At 71.3% G+C, this 25,693-nt stretch carries 21 protein-coding genes; 13 read left to right on the top strand and 8 right to left on the bottom strand.

Translation table 11 applies throughout. The annotated features are described in order from the left end of the window. Positions 1-10: 10 nt before the first annotated feature. Positions 11-1,498: a M1 family metallopeptidase gene (locus ACGFW6_RS41010; RefSeq protein ID WP_393521759.1), complete on the bottom strand. Its 1,488-nt coding sequence runs from the start codon at positions 1,496-1,498 to the stop codon at positions 11-13. 207 nt (positions 1,499-1,705) lie between these two features. Between ACGFW6_RS41010 and ACGFW6_RS41005 the strand changes: the two genes are divergently transcribed. The 5 genes from ACGFW6_RS41005 to ACGFW6_RS40985 all read left to right on the top strand — a co-directional run bounded on the left by ACGFW6_RS41005 (position 1,706) and on the right by ACGFW6_RS40985 (position 10,370). After that, positions 1,706-3,679: a Xaa-Pro dipeptidyl-peptidase gene (locus ACGFW6_RS41005; protein WP_393521758.1), complete on the top strand. Its 1,974-nt coding sequence runs from the start codon at positions 1,706-1,708 to the stop codon at positions 3,677-3,679. Continuing rightward, positions 3,676-4,935, top strand: a complete 1,260-nt coding sequence (locus ACGFW6_RS41000; RefSeq protein ID WP_393521756.1) for a M14 family metallocarboxypeptidase — start codon at positions 3,676-3,678, stop codon at positions 4,933-4,935. Before ACGFW6_RS41005 ends, ACGFW6_RS41000 begins: the two co-directional genes overlap by 4 nt. A gap of 88 nt (positions 4,936-5,023) precedes the next feature. Beyond that, positions 5,024-6,727, top strand: a complete 1,704-nt coding sequence (locus ACGFW6_RS40995) for a BCCT family transporter (protein WP_346181244.1) — start codon at positions 5,024-5,026, stop codon at positions 6,725-6,727. A 167-nt stretch (positions 6,728-6,894) separates the two neighbouring features. Then, positions 6,895-7,917, top strand: coding sequence for an oxidoreductase (locus ACGFW6_RS40990; RefSeq protein ID WP_393521753.1), 1,023 nt, complete (start codon positions 6,895-6,897; stop codon positions 7,915-7,917). Between the two features lie 812 nt (positions 7,918-8,729). Beyond that, positions 8,730-10,370: an ABC-F family ATP-binding cassette domain-containing protein gene (locus tag ACGFW6_RS40985; RefSeq protein ID WP_393521751.1), complete on the top strand. Its 1,641-nt coding sequence runs from the start codon at positions 8,730-8,732 to the stop codon at positions 10,368-10,370. Positions 10,371-10,565: 195 nt separating this feature from the next. Here ACGFW6_RS40985 and ACGFW6_RS40980 read toward each other — a convergent pair whose 3' ends face one another. From ACGFW6_RS40980 to ACGFW6_RS40970, 3 genes are all read right to left on the bottom strand, one after another. Continuing rightward, on the bottom strand, positions 10,566-12,956 hold the full coding sequence (locus tag ACGFW6_RS40980) for a Tex family protein (protein ID WP_393521749.1): 2,391 nt from the start codon (positions 12,954-12,956) through the stop codon (positions 10,566-10,568). A gap of 105 nt (positions 12,957-13,061) precedes the next feature. Beyond that, a complete protein-coding gene (locus ACGFW6_RS40975) occupies positions 13,062-13,193 on the bottom strand; it encodes an LPFR motif small protein (RefSeq protein WP_010042827.1) in 132 nt (43 codons plus the stop codon). Positions 13,194-13,300: 107 nt separating this feature from the next. After that, positions 13,301-14,170 carry a hypothetical protein gene (locus tag ACGFW6_RS40970; RefSeq protein WP_393521747.1) on the bottom strand — a complete coding sequence of 290 codons (870 nt, stop codon included), beginning with the start codon at positions 14,168-14,170 and terminating at the stop codon, positions 13,301-13,303. A 113-nt stretch (positions 14,171-14,283) separates the two neighbouring features. On the opposite strand from ACGFW6_RS40970, the gene ACGFW6_RS40965 reads away from it, so the two are divergent. Then, positions 14,284-15,243, top strand: a complete 960-nt coding sequence (locus tag ACGFW6_RS40965) for a GlxA family transcriptional regulator (RefSeq protein WP_393521745.1) — start codon at positions 14,284-14,286, stop codon at positions 15,241-15,243. A 39-nt stretch (positions 15,244-15,282) separates the two neighbouring features. Beyond that, positions 15,283-15,918, top strand: a complete 636-nt coding sequence (locus ACGFW6_RS40960; RefSeq protein WP_393521743.1) for a DJ-1/PfpI family protein — start codon at positions 15,283-15,285, stop codon at positions 15,916-15,918. Here ACGFW6_RS40960 and ACGFW6_RS40955 read toward each other — a convergent pair. After that, the gene (locus tag ACGFW6_RS40955) at positions 15,905-16,660 is read right to left on the bottom strand and encodes an enoyl-CoA hydratase/isomerase family protein (protein WP_393521741.1); all 756 of its coding nucleotides are present in this window, start codon (positions 16,658-16,660) and stop codon (positions 15,905-15,907) included. The two genes, ACGFW6_RS40960 and ACGFW6_RS40955, sit on opposite strands and share 14 nt — an antisense overlap. A gap of 112 nt (positions 16,661-16,772) precedes the next feature. On the opposite strand from ACGFW6_RS40955, the gene ACGFW6_RS40950 reads away from it, so the two are divergent. Next, positions 16,773-17,408 carry an HdeD family acid-resistance protein gene (locus ACGFW6_RS40950; RefSeq protein WP_393521739.1) on the top strand — a complete coding sequence of 212 codons (636 nt, stop codon included), beginning with the start codon at positions 16,773-16,775 and terminating at the stop codon, positions 17,406-17,408. A gap of 174 nt (positions 17,409-17,582) precedes the next feature. Beyond that, positions 17,583-18,092, top strand: a complete 510-nt coding sequence (locus ACGFW6_RS40945) for an ATP-binding protein (RefSeq protein WP_393521803.1) — start codon at positions 17,583-17,585, stop codon at positions 18,090-18,092. Positions 18,093-18,140: 48 nt separating this feature from the next. Here ACGFW6_RS40945 and idi read toward each other — a convergent pair whose 3' ends face one another. From idi to galE, 3 genes are all read right to left on the bottom strand, one after another. After that, complete coding sequence (idi, locus tag ACGFW6_RS40940) at positions 18,141-18,734, bottom strand: isopentenyl-diphosphate Delta-isomerase (RefSeq protein WP_393521737.1); 594 nt, start codon at positions 18,732-18,734, stop codon at positions 18,141-18,143. A gap of 213 nt (positions 18,735-18,947) precedes the next feature. Continuing rightward, positions 18,948-19,883 carry a cation diffusion facilitator family transporter gene (locus tag ACGFW6_RS40935; RefSeq protein ID WP_393521735.1) on the bottom strand — a complete coding sequence of 312 codons (936 nt, stop codon included), beginning with the start codon at positions 19,881-19,883 and terminating at the stop codon, positions 18,948-18,950. A 157-nt stretch (positions 19,884-20,040) separates the two neighbouring features. Further along, positions 20,041-21,012, bottom strand: coding sequence for a UDP-glucose 4-epimerase GalE (galE, locus tag ACGFW6_RS40930; RefSeq protein WP_393521733.1), 972 nt, complete (start codon positions 21,010-21,012; stop codon positions 20,041-20,043). 280 nt (positions 21,013-21,292) lie between these two features. Here galE and ACGFW6_RS40925 point away from each other — a divergent pair, with 280 nt between their 5' ends. The 4 genes from ACGFW6_RS40925 to ACGFW6_RS40910 are packed head-to-tail and all read left to right on the top strand — an operon-like array spanning position 21,293 to position 25,692. Continuing rightward, positions 21,293-23,137, top strand: coding sequence for a DUF5941 domain-containing protein (locus ACGFW6_RS40925; RefSeq protein ID WP_393521731.1), 1,845 nt, complete (start codon positions 21,293-21,295; stop codon positions 23,135-23,137). Then, positions 23,134-23,886, top strand: coding sequence for a sugar phosphate nucleotidyltransferase (locus tag ACGFW6_RS40920; protein WP_393521729.1), 753 nt, complete (start codon positions 23,134-23,136; stop codon positions 23,884-23,886). The genes ACGFW6_RS40925 and ACGFW6_RS40920 overlap by 4 nt, the downstream gene beginning before the upstream one ends. Further along, positions 23,874-24,935 carry an iron-containing alcohol dehydrogenase family protein gene (locus tag ACGFW6_RS40915; RefSeq protein ID WP_393521727.1) on the top strand — a complete coding sequence of 354 codons (1,062 nt, stop codon included), beginning with the start codon at positions 23,874-23,876 and terminating at the stop codon, positions 24,933-24,935. The genes ACGFW6_RS40920 and ACGFW6_RS40915 overlap by 13 nt, the downstream gene beginning before the upstream one ends. Further along, complete coding sequence (locus ACGFW6_RS40910; protein WP_393521725.1) at positions 24,913-25,692, top strand: CDP-alcohol phosphatidyltransferase family protein; 780 nt, start codon at positions 24,913-24,915, stop codon at positions 25,690-25,692. The genes ACGFW6_RS40915 and ACGFW6_RS40910 overlap by 23 nt, the downstream gene beginning before the upstream one ends. Position 25,693 lies beyond the last annotated feature (1 nt).

Below are 25,693 nucleotides of genomic sequence, written 5' to 3'. Positions count from 1 at the left end.
CAACGGCGACTTAATGCTCGTGCACCTCATTCGTCGCAGCGATCTTCTTCCACGACTTCGGCTGCACCGGTGCCGACTTGGCGATCGACGCCCCACGAGCCGCAGGCGCCCCCGGCTTGGCCGGCTGGAACAACCACGTGTCGAACAGCGCGGCCAGCGGCTTGCCCGACACCTCCTCCGCGTACCGCACGAAGTCCGCCACCGAAGCGTTGCCATAGGCGTACTTCTGCGGCCACCCCTTCAGAATCGCGAAGAACGCGTCGTCCCCGATCTCGTTCCGCAACGCCTGGAGCGCCAGCGCCCCCCGGTCGTACACGGCGATGTGGAACTGGTTCTCCGGCCCCGGATCCCCGGGTTCCACCGACCAGAACGCGTCGTCGGCCGCCCGCGAGGCGTACACGTAGTCGGCGATCTCCTGCGCCGTCCCCTCGCCCTCGTGCTCGGACCACAGCCACTGCGCGTACCGCGCGAAGCCCTCGTTGATCCAGATGTCCTTCCACTTCTTCACGGACACCAGGTCGCCCCACCACTGGTGGGCCAGCTCATGCACGACGACGGAGGTGTTGGACCCGTTCGCGAAGTTGGAGGGGCTGTAGAACGGCCGGGTCTGCGTCTCCAGCGCGTACCCGGTGTTCGTGTTCGGCACATACCCGCCGAGCGCGTTGTACGGATACGGCCCGAAGTACTCGCTCAGCCAGTCGGCGATCTCACCGGTCCGCTCGATGCTCGCCCGCGCCGCCCCCGCCCGGTCGCCGAGATCCTTGCTGTAGGCGTTGATGACCGGAATTCCACTCTCGGACGTCCCCGTGGTGACGTCGAAGCGGCCCGCCGCGAACGTGGCCAGATAGGTGGCCTGCGGCTTGTTGGAACGCCAGTTGTAGCGGGTCCAGCCCGCGCGCGAACTCGTCGACTGGAGCGTGCCGTTGGAGATGAACTGCGTACCGTCCGGCACCTGCACCGACACGTCGTAGGTCGCCTTGTCGAGCGGGTGGTCGTTGCTCGGGAACCACCACCAGGCCCCCTCGGGCTCACCCGCGGCGACACCGCCGTCCGACGTGCGCAGCCATGCGTTGAAGCCGTACGCCTCCTTCGTCGACGGCACCCCGCGGTAGCGCACGACGACGGTGAGGGAAGCGCCCTTGGCCAGCGCCTTCTTCGGTGTGATCTCCAGCTCGTGCTCGCCCGAGGTCGCGAAGGACGCCTTCGCGCCGTTCACCCGCACCTCGCTGACGTCCAGCAGGAAGTCCAGATTGAACCGGGACAGCTCCTGCGTGGTCTTCGCCAGCAGGGTCGCCGTGCCCTCCAGCTCGTCCGTGGCCGGCTGGTACTTCAGCCGGAGGTCGTAGTGGGAGACGTCGTAGCCGCCGTTGCCGTAGGCCGGGTAGTAGGGGTCGCCGATGCCCGGGGCTCCAGGGGAGAGGCTCGCCGCCGACGCCGGGATCGCCAGCATCAGCGAGGCAGCAGCCAGTGCGCCCGGCGCCATGATTCTGCGGTGCACGAAAGCTCCAAGTCGTAGGGGGTGGAGTCGGTCCGGAGCCTATTGAGTACCTGTGCCTCCTGCGTGTCCATGACCACCCGTGTCACACGATCGCCATTCGGCCGACATGGTCGGATCCGTCACAAGGGTGTTTATCGGCCATCCGTGGCCTCATACGGCGTCAGTCGCCCTCTTCTGCGCAGGAGTTGACCGATGTACCGTCCGCGCATGCCGAAACGCACGCGCTTCACGATCTGGAGACCGCTCGCGACGGCGGCCGCGGCCGCCCTGATGGCCACATTCCTCGTGCCCACGACGGCACAAGCCGGCCCCGGGGCGAGTGGCCCGCGGGAGAGCACACCCGTCTACTCCTACGACAACGCCGTCCGCGAGGCCGTCTGGGTGGACACCGGACTCGACCTCGACCGCGACGGCGGCCACGACCGCGTCGCCGTCGACATCGTCCGGCCCCGCGAAGCTGCCGCCGAGGGCCGCAAGGTGCCCGTCATCATGGACGCCAGCCCCTACTACTCCTGCTGCGGGCGCGGCAACGAGAGCCAGAAGAAGACGTACGACGCGAGCGGCAACCTGGTCCAGGCGCCGCTGTTCTACGACAACTACTTCGTGCCCCGCGGCTACGCGTTCGTCGGCGTCGACCTCGCCGGCACCAACCGCTCCGACGGCTGCGTGGACGTCGGCGGCCGCTCCGACATCCTCTCCGCGAAGGCCGTGGTCGACTGGCTGAACGGCCGCGCGAAGGCGTACACGACCCGCACCGGCACCACCACCGCCAAGGCGACCTGGACCAACGGCAGAACCGGCATGATCGGCAAGAGCTGGGACGGCACCATCGCCAACGGCGTCGCCGCCACCGGCGTCAAGGGCCTGAGGACGGTCGTCCCGATCAGCGCCATCTCCTCCTGGTACGACTACTACTTCCAGCAGGGCGCCCCGCTCTACGACTCCGGCCCCGACTGGCTCTCCGACTACGTCGACAGCCCCGACGCCCGCGCCAAGTGCGCCGCCGTCCAGCAGGCGCTCGTCGACGGCGCCCCCCGCACCGGCGACTGGACGCCGCTGTGGACCGAGCGCGACTACGTCAAGGACGCCCACAAGGTCCGCGCCAGCGTCTTCGCGATCCACGGCATGCAGGACCTCAACGTCCGTATGAAGCACCTCGGCCAGTGGTGGGACGCCCTCGCGAAGAACGGCGTCGAGCGCAAGATCTGGCTCTCCCAGACCGGCCACGTCGATCCCTTCGACTTCCGCCGCGCCGACTGGGTGGAGACCCTGCACCGCTGGTTCGACCACGAACTCCTCGGCTACGACAACGGCATCGACCGCGAACCGATGGCCGACATCGAACGCCACCCCGACCAGTGGGTCACCTCCGCCCTCTGGCCGCCGCGGGGCACCGGCAGCGCCACCCTGCGGCCCGCCCAGGGCACCGAGGCCGGCGTCGGCACCCTCGGCCTGCGCAAGGGCAAGGGCACCGAGACCTTCACCGACGACCCCCAGCACAGCGAGACGGACTGGGCCACGCACATCGATCAGCCCACTCCCGACAAGGCGGGCTTCGTGACCGGGCCGCTCACCCGAGACCTGCGCCTGTCCGGCTCCTCCGAGGTCACCGTCACCGCCACCCCGAGCACCTCCACGGCCCACCTCTCCGCCGTCCTCGTCGACCTCGGCCCCGACACCATCCGCGACTACGCGGCGAGCGGCGAGGGCATCACCACGCTCACCGACCGCACCTGCTGGGGCGCGAGCACGACGGGCGACAGCGCCTGCTTCAAGGAGACGAAGGCCAAGACCGCCGACGTCGACCACACGGTCGTCAGCCGGGGCTGGGCCGACCTCGGCCATCACGCCTCGGACCGCAAGGGCGCACCGCTCACCCCGGGCAAGGCGTACACGATCACCCTCGACCTGGCGGCCACCGACCACGTCGTCCCGGCCGGCCATCGCCTGGCCCTGATCGTCGCGGGCACGGACAAGGACCTGATCGACCCTCCGTCGACCAGGCCGACCCTCACCCTCGACCTCTCCCGCACGCAGGCCCGCGTCCCGCTCGTCGGCGGCACCGGCGCCTTCGCCCGCGCCACCGCCGGCGCGCCCTCGGCCGCTCCCGTGGACAAGCTCCTCGACGGAGTGACGAGCGCGCCCCGCCCCGCCCACCGCATCCCGGAGGGAGCCCGGTGAACCGCGTCCGAGCCCTCACCCTGACCGCGGCGGCCCTCGCCGCGTCCCTGGTGACCGTGCCCGCCCAGGCCGCCGACTCCCCGCCCCGCACCGGCTTCGAGCAGTCGAACGGGGCCCGCTGGACCAGCCAGCCCGAGGAGCAGGACTTCCTGGCAGCCGTCGACCGGGCGAGCGACCGGGTCTCCGTCGACCGCATCGGCACGACCAAGCAGGGCAGGCCGCTCCAGCTGGTACGCATCGGTGAACGTCCCGCGGCGAACAAGGTGCTCCTCGTGTGCAGCCAGCACGGCGACGAACCCTCCGGCCGCGAGGCGTGCCTGTCCACCGTCCGCGACCTGGCCTACGCCAAGGACCGGCAGACCCGGCGCTTCCTGGAGCGCACCACCCTGCTGGTCGTACCCACCGCCAACCCCGACGGCCGGGCCGCCTACACCCGCGGCAACAGCGACGGCGTCGACATCAACCGCGATCACCTGGCACTGGCGACCGCCGAGGGACGGGCCATGGCCGCGGTCGTCCGTGACCGGCGCCCCGACGTCATCTACGACCTGCACGAGTACGGCGCCACACCCCCGTACTACGACAAGGACCTGTTCGACCTGTGGCCCCGCAACCTCAACACGGACGGCGACGTCCACGACGCGGCGCGGGCCCTGTCCGAGTCGTACGTGCGCCCGGCCGCGGGGGAGGGCGGCTACTCGACCGGCACGTACGGCATCTGGACCGACCCCGAGACGGGCGATCCGATTCGGCAGGTCGCCGGTGACGGCCAGGAACGCATCCTGCGGAACATGTCCGGCGTCAAGCACTCCGTCGGCCTGCTCATCGAGAGCCGTGTCGACCCGCTCACCGAGGCGGAGAAGGCCGACGAGGCCCTGAACAACCGGCGCCGGGTGCACTCCCAACTCGCCGCGCTCGGCGGCCTGTTCGACTTCACCGACGAGCGGCGCGGCCGGATCGAGGCGGCGACCGGCCTGGCCCGTCTGACCGGCTACGCCGACACCGGACCCGTGTACGTGGGCGGAGCCGACAACGACCCGCCCGAGCCCACCGAGGTGATCCAGGACCCGCCCTGCGGCTACCGGCTCACCGACGACCAGTACGCCCAGGTGAAGGACGAACTGGCCCTGCACGGAGTGCGGACCCACGGCACCTACGTCCCGCTCCGCCAGTCACTGCGCGCACTCGTCCCGCTGCTCCTCGACGAACGCGCCCCGTACCACCTCACGGCCGGGGAGCCCGACACCGACTGCTGAGCGGCTGTGATCGGCGGGATCTGTGGTAGGTCCTGGGAAACGACGTGGAAACCGGCGTATCCACTGTTCCCAGGGGAAGGTGCCGCTGATGACTGACGATCTGAAGAAAAGAGGTGGCGGCCCGGAAGGTCATGCCGACGCTTCCGGCCGCCACACCGATCAAGTGGTGTTCGGGGTCACGGCCGCCATCACGCTGGCCTTCGTGATCTGGGGCTGGGCGGGCACGGACTCGCTGGAGAGCGTGTCCACGAAGATGCTCAACGGCCTGATCCACAACGGCGGCTGGGCCTTCATGCTGGCCGCCTCCGGATTCGTGGTCTTCGCGCTGTGGCTCGCCATCAGCCGCTACGGCCGTATCCACCTGGGTGCCGAGGGTGAGGAACCCGAGTTCCGCACCGTGTCGTGGGTCGCGATGATGTTCAGCGCCGGCATGGGCATCGGCCTGATGTTCTACGGCGTCAGCGAGCCGCTCGCGCACTACACGACCCCGCCGCCGGGCACCGACCCCGCCAACTCCGGTGAACGCATGGAGACGGCGATGGCCACGACCCTCTTCCACTGGACGCTGCATCCGTGGGCGATCTACGCGGTGGTGGGACTGGCCATCGCCTACAGCACCTTCCGCAAACGCCGCCGTCAGACCATCAGCGCGGTGTTCACCCCGCTGATCGGCGAGAAGCACGCCAACGGCACCGGCGGGCGGGTGATCGACATCCTCGCGATCATCGCCACCGTCTTCGGCTCCGCCGCCTCGCTCGGCCTCGGCGCGCTCCAGATCGGCTCCGGCTTCCAGGAGCTGGACTGGATGGACGACGTGAGCACCGGCCTGCTCGTCGCGATCATCGCCGTGCTCACCCTGGCCTTCGTCGCCTCGGCAATCTCCGGCATCGAGCGGGGCATCCAGTGGCTGTCCAACATCAACATGGTGCTGGCGCTGATCCTCGCGGTCTTCGTGTTCATCGCGGGCCCCACGATCATCGTGCTCGACCTGGTGCCCACGTCGATCTTCGCCTACCTCGGCGATCTGCCCCAGCTCGCCGGGCGCACCGAGGCCAGCGGCGGCGAGGGCGTCGCGGACTGGCTGGGCAGCTGGACGGTCTTCTACTGGGCCTGGTGGATCTCCTGGACGCCCTTCGTCGGGATGTTCATCGCGCGCATCAGTCGTGGCCGCACCATCCGGCAGTTCGTGGGCGGCGTCATCCTCGTGCCCAGCACCGTCAGCCTGATCTGGTTCGCGATCTTCGGCGGTACGGCGATGAAGGTGAAGGAGGGTGGCGGACTCGGGGGCGAGGACACGCCCGAAGGCCAACTCTTCGGCCTTCTCCAGGAGTTCCCCATCGCCACGGTCACCAGCCTGCTCGTGATGATCCTTGTCGGCATCTTCTTCGTCTCCGGAGCCGACGCGGCCTCCATCGTGATGGGCACGCTCTCCCAGAAGGGCGCCCTCGAACCCGGCCGGTTCGTCGTGGTGTTCTGGGGTGTGGTGACCGGAGCCGTCGCCGCCATCATGCTGCTCGTCGGCAGCGGTCAGGGCGACGCGCTCACGGGCCTGCAGAACCTCACCATCCTGGCTGCCGCGCCGTTCGTCCTCGTGATGATCGGCATGTGCTTCGCCCTCATGCGCGATCTGCGCCGGGACCCGATCATCGTGCGCGGCGAGATGGGCTCCGAGGCCGTCGAACTCGCCGTGATCGCGGGGCACAAGGAGTACGACGGCGAGTTCGAGATCAAGATCGGCCCGGGCGCGGGTACCGAGGCGGAGGGCGATCCGCTGGGGCACGACCACGTGTGAAGGACGCGCACACGGGGCGGAGGCGAGCCGGAACGCCTCCGCCCCGTGCGCCCGCACGCCCCCTGTTGACCGGGAACAACCTCGGCCACCTGTTCTTTCTCATGCCGGACGTAGCGGAATATGTCATGCCGCGCTCATATCGGTCTCGCTCTGGGGATACTCACAGCATGTCTGCCGAGTACGCGACCTTCGGCCTGGCACCGGCGATGCGTGCCGGTGGCGTCCTCGCCAACGGTGACTACCAGGTGCACCGGGACTTCGTGGACTTCATCGTCGACGGACGCCCGCTGCTGTTCCAGCTCTCCGACCTCGACGCCGTCTCCCCGCTCGCCTCCGACGTCCCGCCCGCCATCTTCACCGCACAGGTCCGCAGCCTGCTGCTGGAGGCGGAACCCCCGCTCCCGGGCGGGCGGTACGTCATCTACGGCTGCCCCGAATGCGCGGACCTCGCCTGCGGCGCCGTCACCGCGGTGATCGACAAGGAGGACGACGACTACATCTGGCAGGATTTCGCCTGGCAGACCGACGCACACGCCGACCTGGAGCTCAACGGCTACCACGGCATCGGCCCCTTCCGCTTCCAGGGCGCCGAGTACCGCGCCGCCCTGGGCGCCCTGCTCGACCAGAGCGCGGAGGCACCCCGCCGCCGTGTACTCCTCATCGGCGCCCGCGTCGCCCTCCTCGCCAAGCTCGCCGCCGCCCTGCGCACCATCGGCATCGGCGCCGACATCACCCACGACCTCGGCGGCGTGCCCGCCGACGAACTGCGCGCCTACGGTGCCGTCGCCTTCGGCCGCGGGATCGGCGCGGAACAGCGCGCCGCCGTGCGCCGCGCCTTCACCGGCGCCGGGGTGGAGGTGGCGTACGTCGACGGCCTCGCGCCGATCGTGCCGCTGCTGGTCGCGCAGATCGAACACGCCCTGGACCGCAGCCCGGTCGAGCAGCGCCGCCTGACCCGGCTCGTGGCGGCCGACGGTGAGGCGGGTGTCGAGGTCACCTCGCCCTGCCGGGTGCGCCTGACCGCGTACCGTCTCGACCGCCTCTACCGCACCCACACCCACGAGGTCTTCGACGGCATCCTGGAGGCGGGCCGGCACCGCATCGCGCTGGAGGCGAAGGCGGTGAAGGGGGAGTCGTTCGTGGTGGCGCGGACGTCGGGCAGCGTGCTGGTGGAGGCGATGGCCCGCTGACCTTCCGCGAAGGCGGCTGCCGCTGGACGCCGTCGGTCGTCCGCGGGTCGGTGGGGGCCGATCGCGCAGTTCCCCGCGCCCCTGAGCACGTCACGGTGCCGGCCGGCCAAAGGCCACGGCCCCGCTGGAACAGCCCGAGCACCAGCCAACCCAGGGGCGCGGGGAACGGCGCGACCAGCCCCCACGAGCCCGCGCCCGCAGTGCAGCGCCACTCACCGGCAGGCGCATAGCCCACTCACGGTCCCGTTGGGACAGCCTGAGCACCAGCCAACCGGGGGGCGCGGGGAACGGCGCGACCGGCCCCCACGAGCCCGCGCCCGCAGTGCAGCGCCACGCCCCCCACCCCTCAGGCGCACAGCCCCGTCACGGCCCTGCTGGGACTACCCGAGCACCAGCCGACCCAGGGGCGCGGGGAACGGCGCGACCGGCCCCCACGAGCCCGCGCCCGCAGTGCAGCACCATGCCACCCACCCCTCAGGCGCACAGCCCCCTCGCGGCCCTGCTGGGACTACCCGAGCACCAGCCAACCCAGGGGCGCGGGGAACGGCGCGACCAGCCCCCACGAGCCCGCACCCGCAGTGCAGCGCCACTCACCGGCAGGCGCATAGCCCACTCACGGTCCCGTTGGGACAGCCTGAGCACCGGCCAACCCAGGGGCGCGGGGAACGGCGCGACCAGCCCCCACGACCCCGCACCCGCCGTGCCGCGCCACGCCCCCCACCCCTCAGACGCACAGCCCTCGCCCCGCCGTGCAGCACCCCCCACCCACCCGTCAGACGCACACCCCCCGGCTCCCACTAGGATCGCCCTCTGTGACCGCCACCCTCGTCGCCAAGAACCTCGCCGCCGGCCACGGTGACCGCTCCCTGTTCAGCGGGCTCGACCTCGTCGTCGCGCCCGGAGACGTGATCGGCCTGGTCGGGGCCAACGGCGCGGGCAAGTCCACGCTGCTGCGTCTGCTCGCCGGGCTGACCGCGCCGGAGGAGGGCGAGCTGCGCCTGTCCCCGCCGACCGCGACCGTCGGTCACCTCCCGCAGGAGCCGGAGCGGCGCCCCGGCGAGACCGTACGGCAGTTCCTGGCCCGCCGCACCGGAGTCGCCGACGCCCAGCGGACCATGGACGAGGCGACCCAGGCGCTCGTCGACGGGGCGCCCGGCGCGGACGACGCGTACGCGGAGAGCCTGGAGCGCTGGCTGGACCTCGGCGGCGCCGACCTCGACGAACGGGCGGAGGAGACCGCCGACTCGCTGGGCCTGGCCGTGGACCTGGACCAGCCGATGACCTCCCTGTCCGGCGGCCAGGCGGCCCGCGCCGGACTGGCCTCGCTGCTCCTGTCCCGCTACGACGTCTTCCTGCTGGACGAGCCGACCAACGACCTCGACCTCGACGGCCTGGAACGCCTGGAGGCGTTCGTCTCCGGCCTGCGCGCCGGCACGGTCGTCGTCAGCCACGACCGCGAGTTCCTCACCCGCACGGTCACCAAGGTCCTCGAACTCGACCTGGCCCAGCAGCAGATCAACCTCTACGGCGGCGGCTACGAGGCGTACCTCGAAGAGCGCGACGTGGCCCGCCGGCACGCCCGCGACGACTACGAGGAGTACGCCGACAAGAAGGCCGCCCTCCAGGACCGGGCGCAGACACAGCGTTCCTGGATGGACAAGGGCGTCAAGAACGCCCGGCGCAAGGCCGGCAACGACAACGACAAGATCGGCCGCAAGTTCCGCAGCGAGGCCAGCGAGAAGCAGGCCGCCAAGGCCCGCCAGACCCAGCGCATGATCGAGCGCCTGGAGGTCGTCGAGGAACCGCGCAAGGAGTGGGAACTGCGCATGGAGATCGCCTCGGCACCCCGCTCGGGCGCCGTGGTCGCGACCCTGCGGGACGCCGAGGTACGACGCGACGGCTTCACCCTCGGCCCGGTGTCCCTGCAGATCGACTGGGCGGACCGCGTGGCCGTCACCGGCGCCAACGGCGCTGGCAAGTCCACGCTGCTGGGCGCCCTGCTGGGCCGCGTCCCGCTGACCGCGGGCCAGGCGTCGCTCGGCTCCGGTGTGCTGATCGGCGAGGTCGACCAGGCCCGCAAACTGTTCCACGGCGAGGAGTCCCTGCTGGACGCCTTCTGCGCGGCCGTCCCCGACACCGAACCGGTCGAAGTCCGCACCCTCCTGGCCAAGTTCGGCCTGAAGAGGGACCACGTCCTGCGTTCCGCCGCCACCCTCTCCCCGGGCGAGCGGACCCGGGCCGCCCTCGCGCTTCTCCAGGGCAGGGGCGTCAACCTCCTGGTCCTGGACGAGCCGACCAACCATCTCGACCTGCCGGCCATCGAACAGCTGGAGTCGGCCCTGGACGCCTACGAGGGCACGCTGCTCCTGGTCACCCACGACCGGCGCATGCTCGACGCGGTCCACGTCACCCGCCGCCTGGAGGTCGCCGACGGCAAGGTGACGGAACGCTAGGACGCCCCCCTCGGCCCGGGGCGCTCGGCACCGACACCCTGGCCGTCGGCGACGCCCGCCCCCAGGACGCCCCGGGCCGATGCCGTGGGGAGCGGGCAGGACGGCGACCGACGCGAAAGGGCCCGGGCCCTCCGAGTCGTACCGGAGGGCCCGGGCCCCTGTGTCGCATCGGCGTCGGCCCCTTTCGGGGGTCGGTCAGCGCTTGCCCTTCTTCGGGTCGAGCAGACCCGCGCGGCGCAGTGCGTCCGCCATGGCGCTGTTGGCCGGCGGCGGCGCCTGGCGCGAACCGCCACCGCCCTGACGGGAACCGCCGCCGCCCGAGCCGCGGCCCTGCCGCTGCTGCGGCGGTCGCCCGCCGCGCTGCCGGCGCTCGCCGCCGCCCCCGCCCTGCTGGCCCTGCGCCGCCGCCTCGTCGTCGAGCCGCAGCGTCAGGGAGATCCGCTTGCGCGGGATGTCGACGTCGAGGACCTTCACCTTGACGATGTCACCGGGCTTCACCACGTCCCGCGGGTCCTTGACGTACGTCTTCGAGAGCGCGGAGACGTGCGCGAGACCGTCCTGGTGGACACCGACGTCGATGAACGCCCCGAACGCCGCCACGTTCGTCACGACGCCCTCCAGGACCATCCCGGACACCAGGTCGGAGATCTTCTCCACGCCCTCCTTGAAGGTGGCCGTCTTGAAGGCGGGACGCGGGTCGCGCCCGGGCTTCTCCAGCTCCTTGAGGATGTCCGTGACGGTCGGCAGACCGAACGTCTCGTCCACGAACTCGGTCGGCTTCAGCGACCGCAGCACGCCCGTGTTGCCGATGAGCGCGGCCACTTCCTGGCCCGACGTCTTCACCATGCGCCGCACGACCGGATAGGCCTCCGGGTGCACGCTGGAGGCGTCCAGCGGGTCGTCGCCGCCGCGGATACGCAGGAAGCCCGCGCACTGCTCGTACGCCTTCGGGCCGAGCCGCGCCACGCCCTTCAACTGCGAGCGGGACGTGAACGGGCCGTTGGAGTCCCGGTGGGACACGATGTTCTCGGCGAGCCCGGAGGTGATGCCGGAGACGCGGGAGAGCAGCGGCGCGGAAGCGGTGTTGACGTCGACACCGACGCCGTTCACACAGTCCTCCACCACCGCGTCCAGCGAGCGCGACAGCTTCACCTCGGACAGGTCGTGCTGGTACTGGCCGACGCCGATCGACTTCGGGTCGATCTTCACCAGCTCGGCCAGCGGGTCCTGGAGCCGGCGGGCGATCGACACGGCGCCGCGCAGCGACACGTCCATGTCGGGCAGTTCCTGGGAGGCGAAGGCGGACGCCGAGTACACCGAGGCGCCGGCCTCGGACACCATGACCTTGGTGAGCTTCAACTCGGGGTGCTTGGTGATCAGTTCACCGGCGAGCTTGTCGGTCTCGCGGGACGCCGTGCCGTTGCCGATCGCGACCAGCTCGACCGCGTGCTCCTTCGCCAGGCGCGCCAGCTTGGCGATCGCCTCGTCCCACTTGTTCGCCGGGACGTGCGGGTAGATGACGTCCGTCGCGACGACCTTGCCGGTGGCGTCGACGACGGCGACCTTGACGCCCGTGCGGAAGCCGGGGTCCAGACCGAGCGTCGCGCGCGTGCCGGCCGGGGCGGCGAGCAGCAGGTCGCGGAGGTTCTTCGCGAACACGTCGACCGCCTCGTCCTCGGCGGCGGTGCGCAGCCGCAGCCTGAGGTCGATGCCGAGGTGCACCAGGATCCGGGTCCGCCAGGCCCAGCGGACCGTGTCCGTCAGCCACTTGTCGGCCGGACGCCCACGGTCGGCGATCTGGAACTTGTGCGCGACGATCCCTTCGTACGACGACGGGCCGTCGGTCGGCTCCTCGGGCTCCAGGACGAGGTCGAGGACCTCCTCCTTCTCGCCGCGCAGCATCGCCAGGATGCGGTGCGAGGGCAGCTCGGTGAAGGGCTCGGCGAAGTCGAAGTAGTCGGCGAACTTCGCGCCGGCCTCCTCCTTGCCCTCACGCACCTTGGCGGCCAGCCGCCCCCGCACCCACATGCGCTCACGCAGTTCGCCGATCAGGTCGGCGTCCTCCGAGAACCGCTCCGTGAGGATGGCCCGGGCACCGTCCAGCGCGGCCTGTGCGTCGGCGACGCCCTTGTCGGCGTCCACGAACGCGGCGGCGGCGGCCAGCGGCTCGACCGTCGCGTCCCCGAGCAGCCCGTCCGCCAGCGGCTCAAGGCCGGCCTCACGGGCGATCTGCGCCTTGGTCCGCCGCTTGGGCTTGTACGGCAGATAGATGTCCTCGAGCCGCGCCTTGGTCTCGGCGGCGAGGATCCGGGCCTCCAGTTCCTCGGTCAGCTTGCCCTGCTCGCGCACCGAGTCGAGGATCGCCGTTCGCCGCTCCTCCAGCTCACGCAGATAGCGCAGCCGCTCCTCGAGCGTACGCAGTTGCGCGTCGTCGAGCATCTCGGTCGCTTCCTTGCGGTAGCGGGCGATGAAAGGCACCGTCGAACCGCCGTCGAGCAGCTCCACGGCAGCCTTCACCTGCCGCTCCCGTACGCCGAGCTCCGCGGCGATCCTGCCTTCGATGGACCCTACGAGGGGTGTCGTCACGATCCCGTCCCGCCTTCTCACTGAGGTTGCGCGGCAATTGTGGCAGGTGACACCGACAACCGGGGATCAGGGCGGCAACCCCGGCCCGTCGCGGCCGGGGCGGAATCAGACCCGGCGACTGCGGGTGCTGCTCGAGGCACCGCCGAACAACCGGGCCAGAGCCCGGAACGGCAGCGTCACGACGGTGGCTATGGCCCCGCCGATCTGGCGCAGTACGTCTGCGATGGCGCGAAACACGTGGCGCTCCTTTCCTCTCCCGGCCACGTCGGCCGGCGGAGGACCGGGTACCGCAACCGGCGCACCTCATGCAGCACGGGCCCCACATATGCCGGTGGCCGCTCGGCTCACGCCTTGCCGAGCAGGTCCGCCGGGAACGCCCCCGCCGTCACCGCGGCCCCCGCGAACCCGGCACCCAGCTCGGTCAGTCGCGCGACCCCCTGCGCCCCGAGGTGCTCGTAGGGCGCACGGTCCAGGCGGTCCGTCTCGGACTCGATCTCCTTGCGCAGGGCGACGCCCTGAGCGGTCAGCTCCCCGTCGGCCTCCAGCAGACCGCGCCCGCGCAGCCGCTCCGACGCCGCGTCCCAGTCCTCCTGGGTCCAGCCGCGCGTGGAGAACACCCACTTCGGCGTCATGCCCTTGCCGGTCGCCGTGTGCGTCACCACGGCCTCCAGGCCGTCGAGCCCGGCCGACATCAGCACGCCGAGATGTCCGTCGCCGCGGTGCTCACGCAGCAGCGTCGTGGCGTGGAAGTAGGCCAGATGCGGCTCCTCGGGCACCGGCAGGTCGGCGTGCGCCGAGTACAGCGGCCGGGCGCTGCGTGAACACGCCTCGGTCGCCCGCAGCGCGAGCCGCGCGGCCTCCGCCATCTCCGCGGACGCCAGAACCTCCTCGCCGAGCAGCCGCCGCAGCGCGGTGTCGACCGCACGCACGCGTGCCGCGAGCACGTCCTCGGGGGAGGCGATCGCCCAGACGGCGGGGACGTGCCGGGCCACCAGCTCGTGCTTGTAGTTGTAGAACGTCGCCGTCACCGCGCCCGCCCCGACCGGGCCCAGCGCCGCGGCCCGTACCGCGAAGTTGACGGCCCTCGGGTGGGTGATGCCGAGAGCGGCCAGTTCGCCGCCCAGCTCGGGTGCGAAGTACGACGTCGCGTGCAGGGAGTTGAGCATGGTGTGGCAGCGGCGGCCGGCACGGGGCTCAAGGGCGGCAGTAGTCATGCCCGGCAGGTTACCAACCGCTTGGTACGTAGTTCCGGCCCGAGGGCACGATGGCAGGAAAGGTGGGGAGCCCGTCATTGCGGACACCGGGCCGACTCCGAAGAATCGAAGGCATGGCGCAGCGAACCGTTCTCTTCGTCCTCTTCGACGCGGTGCAGAGCCTCGACGTCACCGGGCCGCTGGAGGTCTTCATGGGGGCCGAGCAGCACCGCCCGGGCACGTACCGCATCCGCACGGCCTCCCTGGACGGCGCCGCCGTCCGCACCTCCAGCGGCCTGACCCTCGTACCGGACCGGGCCCTCGACGACCGGCTCGACGCGCACACCCTCGTCGTCCCCGGCGGCCAGGGCACCCGCAGCCCGGAACCCGCCCTGGTCGGCTGGCTGCGCGAGCACGGCCCCAGCGCCGAGCGGCTGGTCTCCGTCTGCACCGGCGCGATCCTGCTCGCCGCGGCCGGCCTCCTGGAGGGCCGTCGCGCCACGACCCACTGGGCGTACTGCGACAAGCTCGCGCGCGATCACCCGGGCGTCGAGGTGGACCCGGACCCCATCTATGTGCGCGACGGACATGTCGCCACCTCCGCCGGTGTGACGTCGGGCATCGACCTCGCCCTCGCCCTGGTCGAGGAGGACCTGGGGCGGGAGGTCGCCCTCGGCATCGCCCGCCACCTGGTCGTCTTCCTGCGCCGGCCCGGGAACCAGGCCCAGTTCAGCGCCCAGCTCGCCGCCCAGACCGCCCGGCGCGAGCCGCTGCGGGAGGTCCAGCGCTGGATCACCGAACACCCCGACGCCGACCTCACCGTCGAGTCGCTCGCCGCCCGCGCGAGCCTCTCGCCGCGTCACTTCGCCCGCGCCTTCCAGACCGAGACCGGTACGACCCCCGGCCGGTACGTCGACCGGGTCCGCCTCGAACACGCCCGCCGGCTCCTGGAGGACACCGCCGACGGCATCGAGGAGATCTCCCGGGCCAGCGGCTACGGCACCCCGGAAGCCATGCGACGCGCCTTCGTCAAGGCCCTGGGCGCGGCCCCGGCCGAGTACCGCCGCCGCTTCCGCCCGGCACCGGCCCGCTGAACCCGCCGACCGACCGGAACCCCACCGAAAGGCAGACCCATGCAGATCGCGATGGTCCTCTACGACCGCTTCACCGCCCTCGACATCGTCGGGCCCTACGAGGCACTGAGCCGGCTCCCGGACGCGCAGGTGGTCTTCGTCGCCGAGACCGCGGGACCGGTGCGCGCCGACACCGGATTCCTCGCCATCACGGCCGACCGGGCACTCACCGACGTACCGGATCCCGACATCGTCGTGGTGCCGGGCGGCCCCGGCACCCTGGACCAGATCGAGAACGAGGCCCTCCTGGACTGGCTGAGGACCGCCGACAGCACCAGCACCTGGACGACGTCCGTCTGCACCGGCTCGCTGCTCCTCGCCGCGGCGGGCCTGCTGGAGGGCCGCCGTGCCACCACCCACTGGCTCACGCTCGACTTCCTGCCGCAGTACGGTGCCGAACCCACGGGCGAGCGGGTCGTGTCCGACGGCAAGTACGTCACCGCCGCCGGCGTCTCCTCAGGCATCGACATGGCCCTGACCCTGGTCGGGAGGATCGCCGGCGACGAGCACGCCCAGGCCGTACAGCTGCTGACCGAGTACGACCCGCAGCCGCCCTACGACGCCGGCTCGCCGCAGAAGGCGCCCGCGCACCTCGTCGAGGAGTTCCGCACGAACAGCAGGTTCATCCTGGCGTAGGAACGTTCCAGGTGAAGTGAGGCTGCCTGCGCTCCAGGAACGCGGCGACCCCCTCCGCGGTGTCGCCGCTTCCGCGCGCCTGGCCCGCCCAGTGGGCGTCACGGTCGGTGCGCCCGTTCGCGAACTCCTTCGCCGCGGCCTGCGTCAGCTGCGAGCGCGACGCCAGGATCCGGGTGAAGTCGGCCACCCGCTTGCCGAGTTCCCCCTCCGGCAGCACCTCGTCCACCAGGCCCGTGCGCAGCGCCCGGGCCGCATCGATCAACTCGCCCGAGAACAGCAGGTACTTGGCGGCGGCCGGCCCCACCAGGGACACCAGCCGACGGGTGGAGGACGCCGGGTACACGATCCCGAGCTTCGCCGGCGTCACCCCGAACAGCGACCCCTCCTCGGCGAAGCGCAGATCACAGGCGGCCGCCAGCTGCGACCCGCCGCCCACACAGTGCCCCCGGACCGCGGCCAGCGTCGGCTTCGGGAACGCGGCCAGCGCCTCCTCGGCGGCCACCGCCAGTTCCTGCGCCTCCTGCGGCGACCCCTTCAGGGTGGAGATGTCGGCGCCCGCGCAGAACGTGCCGCCCTCACCGGTCAGCACCAGCACCCGTACGGCCGGGTCGGCGGCCAGCGTCTCCAGCAGCGGCGGCAGCGCGCGCCACATCGCGGCCGTCATCGCGTTGCGCTTGGCCGGATGGTGGACGACGACCGTGGCGACCGAGTCGGTGACGTCGTGCAGCAGCTGGGGCTCCATGCGGCGGATGCTATCCGCTTGCGCCGAACGGCCGATCACGAAGGGCCCCTCGCCCGATCACCGGCCAGGGTTCTGAGAGGGCAGAAGGAGAAGAACGGTCCGGGAGGCGCCGATGGCCAGGTCCACCAAGCCGAAGGGCGAGGCCGCGAAAATGCAGCGCGGCTTCGGCTGGCTCGCGGCCCTCGGTGTGCTGCTCGTCATCGGCGGCCTGATCGGGCTGCTCTACACCGCCTTCGCGACCCTGACGACGATGCTGCTGTTCGGCTGGCTGCTGCTGATCGGCGGGTGCGTCGGCCTGCTGCACGCGGTCCAGGCGCGCGGCACCAACTTCTTCTGGCTCGGCGTGGTGGTCGCGGCGCTGAACATCGCCGCCGGCGTGGTGGTGATCCGCAGACCGGAGGCGGCGGCCGAGGCGCTGGCCATGTTCGCCGCTCTGCTGTTCCTGACGGGCGGGCTGTTCCGGCTGGTCGGCAGCCTGGTGGTGCGCGGCCCGCAGATGGGCTGGACCCTGCTCCAGGGCGCCTTCGACCTGTTCCTCGGCATCCTGGTGCTGAGCGCCTGGCCCAGCAGCAGATATGTGATGGGCACGCTCTTCTCGCTCGCCCTGCTCTTCGACGGGCTCGGCCTGCTCGCGACCGGCTTCGGCGGCCGGCGGATCGTCGGTATGGTCTCCGAACGCGTCGCGGGCGAAGGAGGCACCGGGCACGGCCGGGGCAAGGGCGACGGCAAACCCGTACAACCCGAATAGTTCCCCAAGTCGGCAGGAGCGGCACAGGAGCGGTCCCACAACTGACCGTGTCATACGCAGCCGGTCAGAAACGCTCGATACCTGCTGACTTCTGTTCAGTTCAATGGCCCGGACCTGCGCGTTACCAACACTCGAGTCGTGGTGACAATCGAGCGCGAGGGTGGCGACCGGACGATGGAGAACCACGGGCGCGGGTCCGGCCCACGCCCAGCAGGCGGCGCGAACGAGCCCGTCGATCCGCGGCCGCCGAATTCCCTGCCTTACGAGGGCGTATGGCGGTTCACCGCCCCCGCCGTGGACGCCTCGGTGCCGCAGGCCCGGCACGCCGTCCGGGACCTGCTGTACCGCCAGGGCGTGCCGGTCTCGGACGACCTCGTCCAGGGCCTGCTGCTGATCGTCTCGGAGCTGGTCACGAACGCCGTCCGGCACGCGGCGCTGCTGTCCCCGACGCTCGCCGTGGAGGTCGCCGTCGGCGCGGAGTGGCTGCGGGTGTCCGTGGAGGACAACCACCCCTACCGTCCGACCGCCCTGGAGGCCGATCACGGCCAGACGGGCGGCCGGGGGCTGCTCCTGGTGCGCGAGGTGACCCGGGAGGCGGGCGGTGTGTGCGACGTCGAGCACACGGCGAGCGGCGGCAAGGTGATCTGGGCCGCCGTGCCGCTCAAGCCCGTGCACGTGCCCTGAGGGGTGCCCTCCGGCTCGTCCCGCGGCCGCAGGACACCCCGGGGACGGTCACCAGCCGGCCGACGGGCCCGTCAGCTCGCGCATCGCGGGGCGGGCCGTGTCCAGCACGGTCATGAACCACGCCGAGAAGGTGTCCTTCGCATGACGCTCGGCCAGTTCGGCCGGGGTCACGAACGCCGTCTCCTCGACCTCCTCCGGGTCCGGGCGCAGCGCGGACTGCACCATCCCGACGAAGAGGTGGTTGTACTCCTGCTCCACCAGGCCCGAGGCCGGGTCCGGGTGGTTGTAGCGGACCGTGCCCGCCTCGGCGAGCAGCGACGGGGAGACGCCGAGTTCCTCGAACGTCCGCCGGGCCGCCGCCGCGAACGGTGCCTCGCCGGGGTAGGGGTGGCCGCAGCAGGTGTTGGACCACACGCCGGGGGAGTGGTACTTGCCGAGCGCGCGCCGCTGGAGCAGCAGCCGGCCCTGCTCGTCGAAGAGGAACACCGAGAAGGCGCGGTGCAGCTGTCCCGGTGGCTGATGCGCGGCGAGCTTCTCCGCGGTGCCGATCGTCACACCGTTCTCGTCGACGAGTTCCAGCAAAATCGCGTCAGCGGCCCCGTTCGACGGACTGTGCGTCGTGGTGGCAGGTGTGATCGGCATACCCATCCTTCACATCGGTCTTGCGCCCCAAGTGTGCCGTACGAGCACGGCACTCCCGGCAGTTGATCGTGCCCGGCGCGGCGGGCGCGGAACCGTCCGTGGAGGGGCTGTGAGCATGAGGACGCGACGGACCGCCGGATCGCTGCATTCCGCCCGTACTGACGTCTTATAGGCCCGTACGGTTGTTTTAGTGGTGACGGTGATGCCGGTGCGTCAGTGGCAGAGCCGGGCCTCGTGCTCGGCGTGCCCGACCGGCTCCAGCTGGAAGGTGCAGTGCTCCACGTCGAAGTGGTCCCCGAGGCAGCCCTGGAGTTCGTGCAGCATCTTCTCGTGGCCGATCGCGTTCAGGACGTCGGAGCGCACCACCACATGGGCCGACAGCACCGGCATGCCGGACGTGATCGTCCAGGCGTGCAGGTCGTGCACGTCCTCGACACCGTCCAGAGCGAGTATGTGCGACCGCACCTGGGCCATGTCGACGTCCTTGGGTGCCGACTCCAGCAGCACGTCGAGGGTCTCGCGCAGCAGCTTCAGGGTGCGGGGCACGATCATCAGGCCGATGACCAGTGAGGCGATCGGGTCGGCGGCCTGCCAGCCGGTGGTCAGGATCACCGTGGCGGAGATCAGCACCGTGAGCGAGCCCAGGGTGTCGGCGGCGACCTCCAGGAACGCGCCGCGCACGTTCAGGCTCTCCTTCTGGCCCCGCATCAGCAGCGTGAGCGAGATCATGTTCGCGACCAGGCCGATCGCGCCGAACACGATCATCAGGCCGCCCTCGGTCTCGGCGGGCGTGAAGAACCGCTGGATCGCCTCGAACAGGACGTAACCGCCGACGCCCAGCAGCAGTAGACAGTTGGCGAGAGCGGCGAGGATCTCCGCGCGGGCGTAGCCGAAGGTGCGGTTGGTGCTGGCCGGGAGGTTCGCGAAGTGGATCGCGAGCAGGGCCATGCCCAGTCCCAGCGCGTCCGTCGCCATGTGCGCCGCGTCCGCGATCAGGGCGAGGGAGTCCGCGAGCACACCGCCGACGATCTGGACCACCATGACGCCGAGCGTGATCGCCAGCGCGACGCGCAGCCTCCCGCGGTACGCGGCCGCCGCGGTGCCGGTCGTGGGCCCGTGCGTATGCCCGTGGTCGTGCCCAGCCCCCATGAAAAGCCGCCCTTCAGCGTCCGTCGGACGAGCGGAATTCCCGTCCCGGGATCACAGTGAACTACGGGTGGGGGGTATCGGGCAACGCGGCACTGAACACCGTTGTCATGTGCCCTGACCTGCGGAAACGATCCGCAGGTCAGGGTGGTGCGCCTGATCAGCGGCCGTGGTGCAACCGCCAGCCCGCCCACGCCGACTCGACCATCTCGCGTACCCCGCGCCGGGCGGTCCAGCCGAGCTGCTCGGCGGCGAGCGCGGCCGAGGCGACCGCGCGCGGGGCGTCCCCGGGGCGCCGGGGCTCGACGACGGCGGGACGCCGGTCGCCGCTCACCTCGCCGATGACGGTGATCAGCTCGCGCACGGAGACGCCCTCGCCGCTGCCGATGTTGACCGTCAGGTCGCCGCTCGCGTCCGGTTCGCCGAGCCACCGGGCCGCCGCCAGGTGCGCCTCGGCGAGATCGGCGACGTGAATGTAGTCACGGACACAGGTGCCGTCCGGCGTCGGATAGTCGTCGCCGAAGATCCGCGGGGCCTCGCCGCGGGTGAGCCGGTCGAAGACCATGGGGACGATGTTGAACACGCCCGTGTCGGCCAGCTCGGGCGCGGCGGAGCCCGCGACGTTGAAATAGCGGAGACATACGGTGGAGATCCCGTGTGCCCGGCCGGCCGCGCGCACCAGCCACTCACCGGCGAGCTTGGTCTCGCCGTAGGGGTTCACGGGCGCGCAGGGGGTGTCCTCCGTGATGAGATCCACATCCGGGTTGCCGTAGACCGCGGCGGACGACGAGAACACGAAGCGCTTGATGCCCGCCTCCGCGACCGCCTCCAGGAGCGTGGTGAGACCGCCCACGTTCTCGCGGTAGTAGCGCGTGGGCTGCGCCACGGACTCACCGACCTGCTTACGGGCCGCGAGATGCACCACACCCGTCACGGAGTGCTCGGCGAACACCCTTTTCAGCAGGTCACCGTCGAGAGACGAGCCCTCGACCAGCGGCACGTCCTGCGGAAGCCGCACGGGGTGCCCGGCCGAGAGGTCGTCCAGTACGAGCACGCGTTCCCCGGCACCGGTCATGGCCCGCGCCACATGTGCCCCGATGTAGCCGGCTCCGCCTGTGATCAGCCATGTCATGGTCGCCCACCCTATGCGCAGCCTTTCGCGCGCTACGCAATGTCGCTGATGCCCCGTTCTGTGCGCTCGGGTTTGTGGGTGAGCCCGGGGATCCGTGATGATGATCGCGGCGGAGGTCCGGGCAAACCACGTTGATCGCTTCGTCAAACGGCCGGTGAACGTTGGCTTCCAATCATCCGATAGCCTCTGCCGACACACCGCCCGGCCGCACCGCCGACAGGCGCTGCCACCCACGTACACGACCGGCGCGGACATGCCGGCACCCAGGGAGTGAGTTCGGTTGTCGACCGCCATCCTCACCGGTCAGCCGGTCCCCGGATCGTCGATCGAGGGCGATCTGCGGTCACTCGGCTACGACGTGCGGGTCGCCGCCGACGCGGCCGAGACCGAGACGCTCCTCGCCCAGGTACCCGGTGACCAACGCGTCGCCCTCGTCGACGCCCGCTTCGTCGGCCATCAGCACGCGCTGCGCCTCGGCCTGACCGACCCGCGCTTCCCGCTCGCCGCGATCCCGGGCGCCATGACCGCGCAGGCCGCCGGCCGGCAGGCCCTGACCCGCGCGATGGCCCGCGAGAACTCCTCGGGCGGCTCGTCGGAGTTCTCGGCCTCGCCCGAGCAGGCGGGCGCCGCCACCGTGGCCGTGGACAGCCTCGCCGACCGCATCGTCGTCGCCCTCGACGACGACGGCGCCGACGTGCACCGCCCCGAGCTCGGCAGCCTGGTCGCCGCCGTCCCGGCCGACCCGCAGGGCCGCAACGAGGCACGCCAGGCGGTGGCGGCCGTCGACGACGAGGCCATACGTCTGAAGTCCGCCGTGAAGGCCCGAGACGGCTTCTTCACCACCTACTGCATCAGCCCCTACTCCCGCTACCTCGCGCGCTGGTGCGCCCGCCGGGGCCTGACCCCCAACCAGGTCACCACCGCCTCCCTGATCACCGCGCTGATCGCGGCGGGCTGCGCGGCCACCGGCACCCGGCCCGGGTTCATCGCGGCGGGCCTGCTGCTGATCTTCTCCTTCGTGCTGGACTGCACCGACGGCCAGCTCGCCCGCTACTCCCTGCAGTACTCCACGCTCGGCGCCTGGCTCGACGCCACCTTCGACCGGGCCAAGGAGTACGCCTACTACGCCGGCCTCGCCCTCGGCGCGGCCCGGGGCGGCGACGACGTGTGGGCCCTCGCCCTCGGCGCGATGGTCCTGCAGACCTGCCGGCACGTCGTGGACTTCTCCTTCAACGAGGCCAACCACGACGCCACCGCCAACACCAGCCCCACCGCCGCCCTCTCCGACAAGCTCGACAGCGTCGGCTGGACGGTCTGGGTGCGCCGGATGATCGTCCTGCCGATCGGCGAGCGCTGGGCGATGATCGCGATCCTGACGGCGGCCACGACACCGCGCATCACCTTCTACGCGCTGCTCATCGGCTGCGCCTTCGCGGCGACGTACACCACGGCCGGCCGGGTGCTGCGCTCGCTGACCCGCAAGGCCCGCCGTACCGACCGGGCCGCCCAGGCGCTCGCCGACCTCGCGGACTGCGGCCCGCTCGCCCAGGGCATCGCACAGGCACTGCGGAACCGGGCGCGGCACCTGCCCGGCTTCGCCGCCCCCGCCGTGGCCCTGCTCGGCGGCGCCGCGGTGGTCGCCACGGCCGCGCTCACCGACGTCGGCGGACCGTGGCCGTCGGTGGCCGCGCTGGTGTACGCCGTGACCTCGGCCGTCGCCGTCGCCCGGCCGCTCAAGGGCGCCCTCGACTGGCTGGTGCCGCCCTTCTTCCGGGCCGCCGAATACGCCACCGTCCTCGCGCTCGCGGTCAAAGCGGAGGTGAACGGAGCCCTTCCGGCAGCTTTCGGCCTGGTGGCCGCCGTCGCCTACCATCACTACGACACGGTGTACCGCATCCGCGGCAACGCCGGAGCGCCCCCGGCCTGGCTGGTGCGCGCCATCGGGGGGCACGAAGGACGGACGCTGCTCGTCACCGTCCTCGCCGCGGTGCTCTCCGCCTCGCAGTTCACGGTCGCGCTCACGGTCCTCGCCGTGGCCGTGGCCCTGGTGGTGCTCGTCGAGAGCATCCGCTTCTGGGTGTCCGCAGGGGCGCCCGCCGTACACGATGAAGGAGAACCCGCATGATCGGCCTCGTGCTGGCGGCCGGCGCCGGACGGCGTCTGCGCCCCTACACCGACAGCCTTCCCAAGGCTCTGGTGCCGGTGGGGCCCGCGGGCATAGAGGGCGAACCCACGGTTCTCGACCTGACTCTGGCGAACTTCGCCGAGATCGGTCTCACCGAGGTCGCGATCATCGTCGGCTACCGCAAGGAAGCGGTGTACGAGCGCAAGGCCGCGCTGGAGGCGAAGTACGGCCTCAAGCTCACCCTCATCGACAACGACAAGGCCGAGGAGTGGAACAACGCCTACTCCCTGTGGTGCGGTCGTGACGCCCTCAAGGACGGCGTGATCCTCGCCAACGGCGACACCGTCCACCCGGTCTCCGTCGAGAAGACGCTGCTCGCCGCCCGCGGCGACGGCAAGAAGATCATCCTCGCCCTGGACACGGTGAAGAGCCTCGCCGACGAGGAGATGAAGGTCGTCGTCGACCCCGCCAAGGGCATGACGAAGATCACCAAGCTCATGGACCCCACCGAGGCCACCGGTGAGTACATCGGCGTCACCCTGATCGAGGGCGACGCGGCCCCCGAGCTGGCCGACGCCCTCAAGGCCGTGTGGGAGACCGACCCGCAGCAGTTCTACGAGCACGGCTACCAGGAGCTCGTGAACCGCGGCTTCCGCATCGACGTGGCGCCCATCGGCGACGTCAAGTGGGTGGAGATCGACAACCACGACGATCTCGCCCGTGGACGGGAGATCGCATGCCAGTACTGACCCGGCTGATCCCCTCGCCGGTCGTCGTCGACATCCGCCCCGGCGCCCTCGACGACCTGGCCTGTGTGCTCGCCGACGAGCGCATCTCGCACTCCGGCAAGCTCGCCGTCGCCGTCAGCGGCGGATCCGGCGCCCGGCTCAAGGAGCGGCTCGCTCCCGCGCTGCCCGGCGCCACCTGGTACGAGGTCGGCGGCGGCACCCTCGACGACGCGGTCCGGCTGGCCGGTGACATAAGGGCCGGCCACTTCGACGCCGTCGTCGGGCTCGGCGGCGGCAAGATCATCGACTGCGCCAAGTTCGCCGCGGCGCGCGTCGGCCTGCCGCTGGTCGCCGTACCGACGAACCTCGCGCACGACGGCCTGTGCTCGCCCGTCGCCACCCTCGACAACGACGCCGGGCGCGGCTCCTACGGTGTGCCGAACCCGATCGCCGTCGTCATCGACCTCGATGTCATCCGCGAGGCCCCCGTGCGCTTCGTCCGGGCCGGCATCGGTGACGCCGTCTCCAACATCTCCGCCATCGCGGACTGGGAGCTCGCCAACCGGGTCAAGGGCGAGAAGATCGACGGTCTCGCCGCCGCCATCGCCCGGCAGGCCGGTGAGGCGGTGCTGCGCCACCCCGGCGGCATCGGGGACACCGACTTCCTTCAGGTGCTGGCCGAGGCGCTGGTGCTCAGCGGCATCGCCATGTCGGTGTCGGGCGACTCCCGTCCGTCCTCCGGCGCCTGCCACGAGATCAACCACGCCTTCGACCTGCTGTTCCCGAGGCGCGCCGCCGCCCACGGCGAGCAGTGCGGGCTCGGCGCGGCCTTCGCGATGTACCTGCGCGGAGCCCATGAGGAGTCGGCCTACATGGCCGAGGTGCTGCGCCGGCACGGTCTGCCGGTACTGCCGGAGGAGATCGGCTTCACGGACGACGAGTTCGTCCGCGCGGTGGAGTTCGCTCCGCAGACCCGGCCCGGCCGTTACACGATCCTCGAACACCTCGACCTGACCACCGACCAGATCAAGGACATCTACGCCGACTATGTCAAGGCCATCGGTAGCTGAACTCCGCCCCGTCGTTCACCCCGCGGGGGTGAAGGACCGGCGCAGCGGTGAGCACTGGATGGGACGCCTCTACATGCGAGAGGTGTCCCTGCGGGTCGACCGCTACCTGGTGAACACCAGGGTCACGCCCAACCAGCTCACGTACCTGATGACCGTCTTCGGTGTGCTCGCGGCCCCGGCGCTTCTCGTGCCGGGGATCCCGGGTGCCGTGCTGGGCGTGGTGTGCGTCCAGATGTATCTGCTCCTCGACTGCGTCGACGGCGAGATCGCGCGCTGGAAGAAGCAGTACTCCCTCAACGGCGTCTACCTCGACCGCGTCGGCGCCTACCTCACCGACGCCGCCGTGCTCGTCGGCTTCGGCCTGCGCGCCGCCGACCTGTGGGGCAGCGGCCGTATCGACTGGCTGTGGGCCTTCCTCGGCACGCTGGCCGCGCTCGGCGCCATCCTGATCAAGGCCGAGACCGACCTCGTCGGCGTCGCCCGCCACCAGGCCGGCAAGCCTCCGGTGCAGGAGGCCGCGTCCGAGATGCGCTCCTCCGGCATGGCCATGGCCCGCAGGGCCGCCGCCCTGCTCAAGTTCCACCGCCTCATCCTCGGCATCGAGGCCTCGCTGCTGATCCTGGTGCTGGCGATCGCCGACCAGATCCGCGGCGACCTGTTCTTCACCCGGCTCGGCGTCGCCGTGCTCGCCGGCATCGCCCTGCTCCAGACCCTGCTGCACTTGGTGTCGATCCTCGCGTCGAGCAGGCTGAAGTGAG

It is taken from the genome of Streptomyces sp. Y7 (assembly GCF_043195415.1).
Taxonomy (GTDB): domain Bacteria; phylum Actinomycetota; class Actinomycetes; order Streptomycetales; family Streptomycetaceae; genus Streptomyces.
This window is presented reverse-complemented; position numbering and strand designations above follow the sequence as displayed.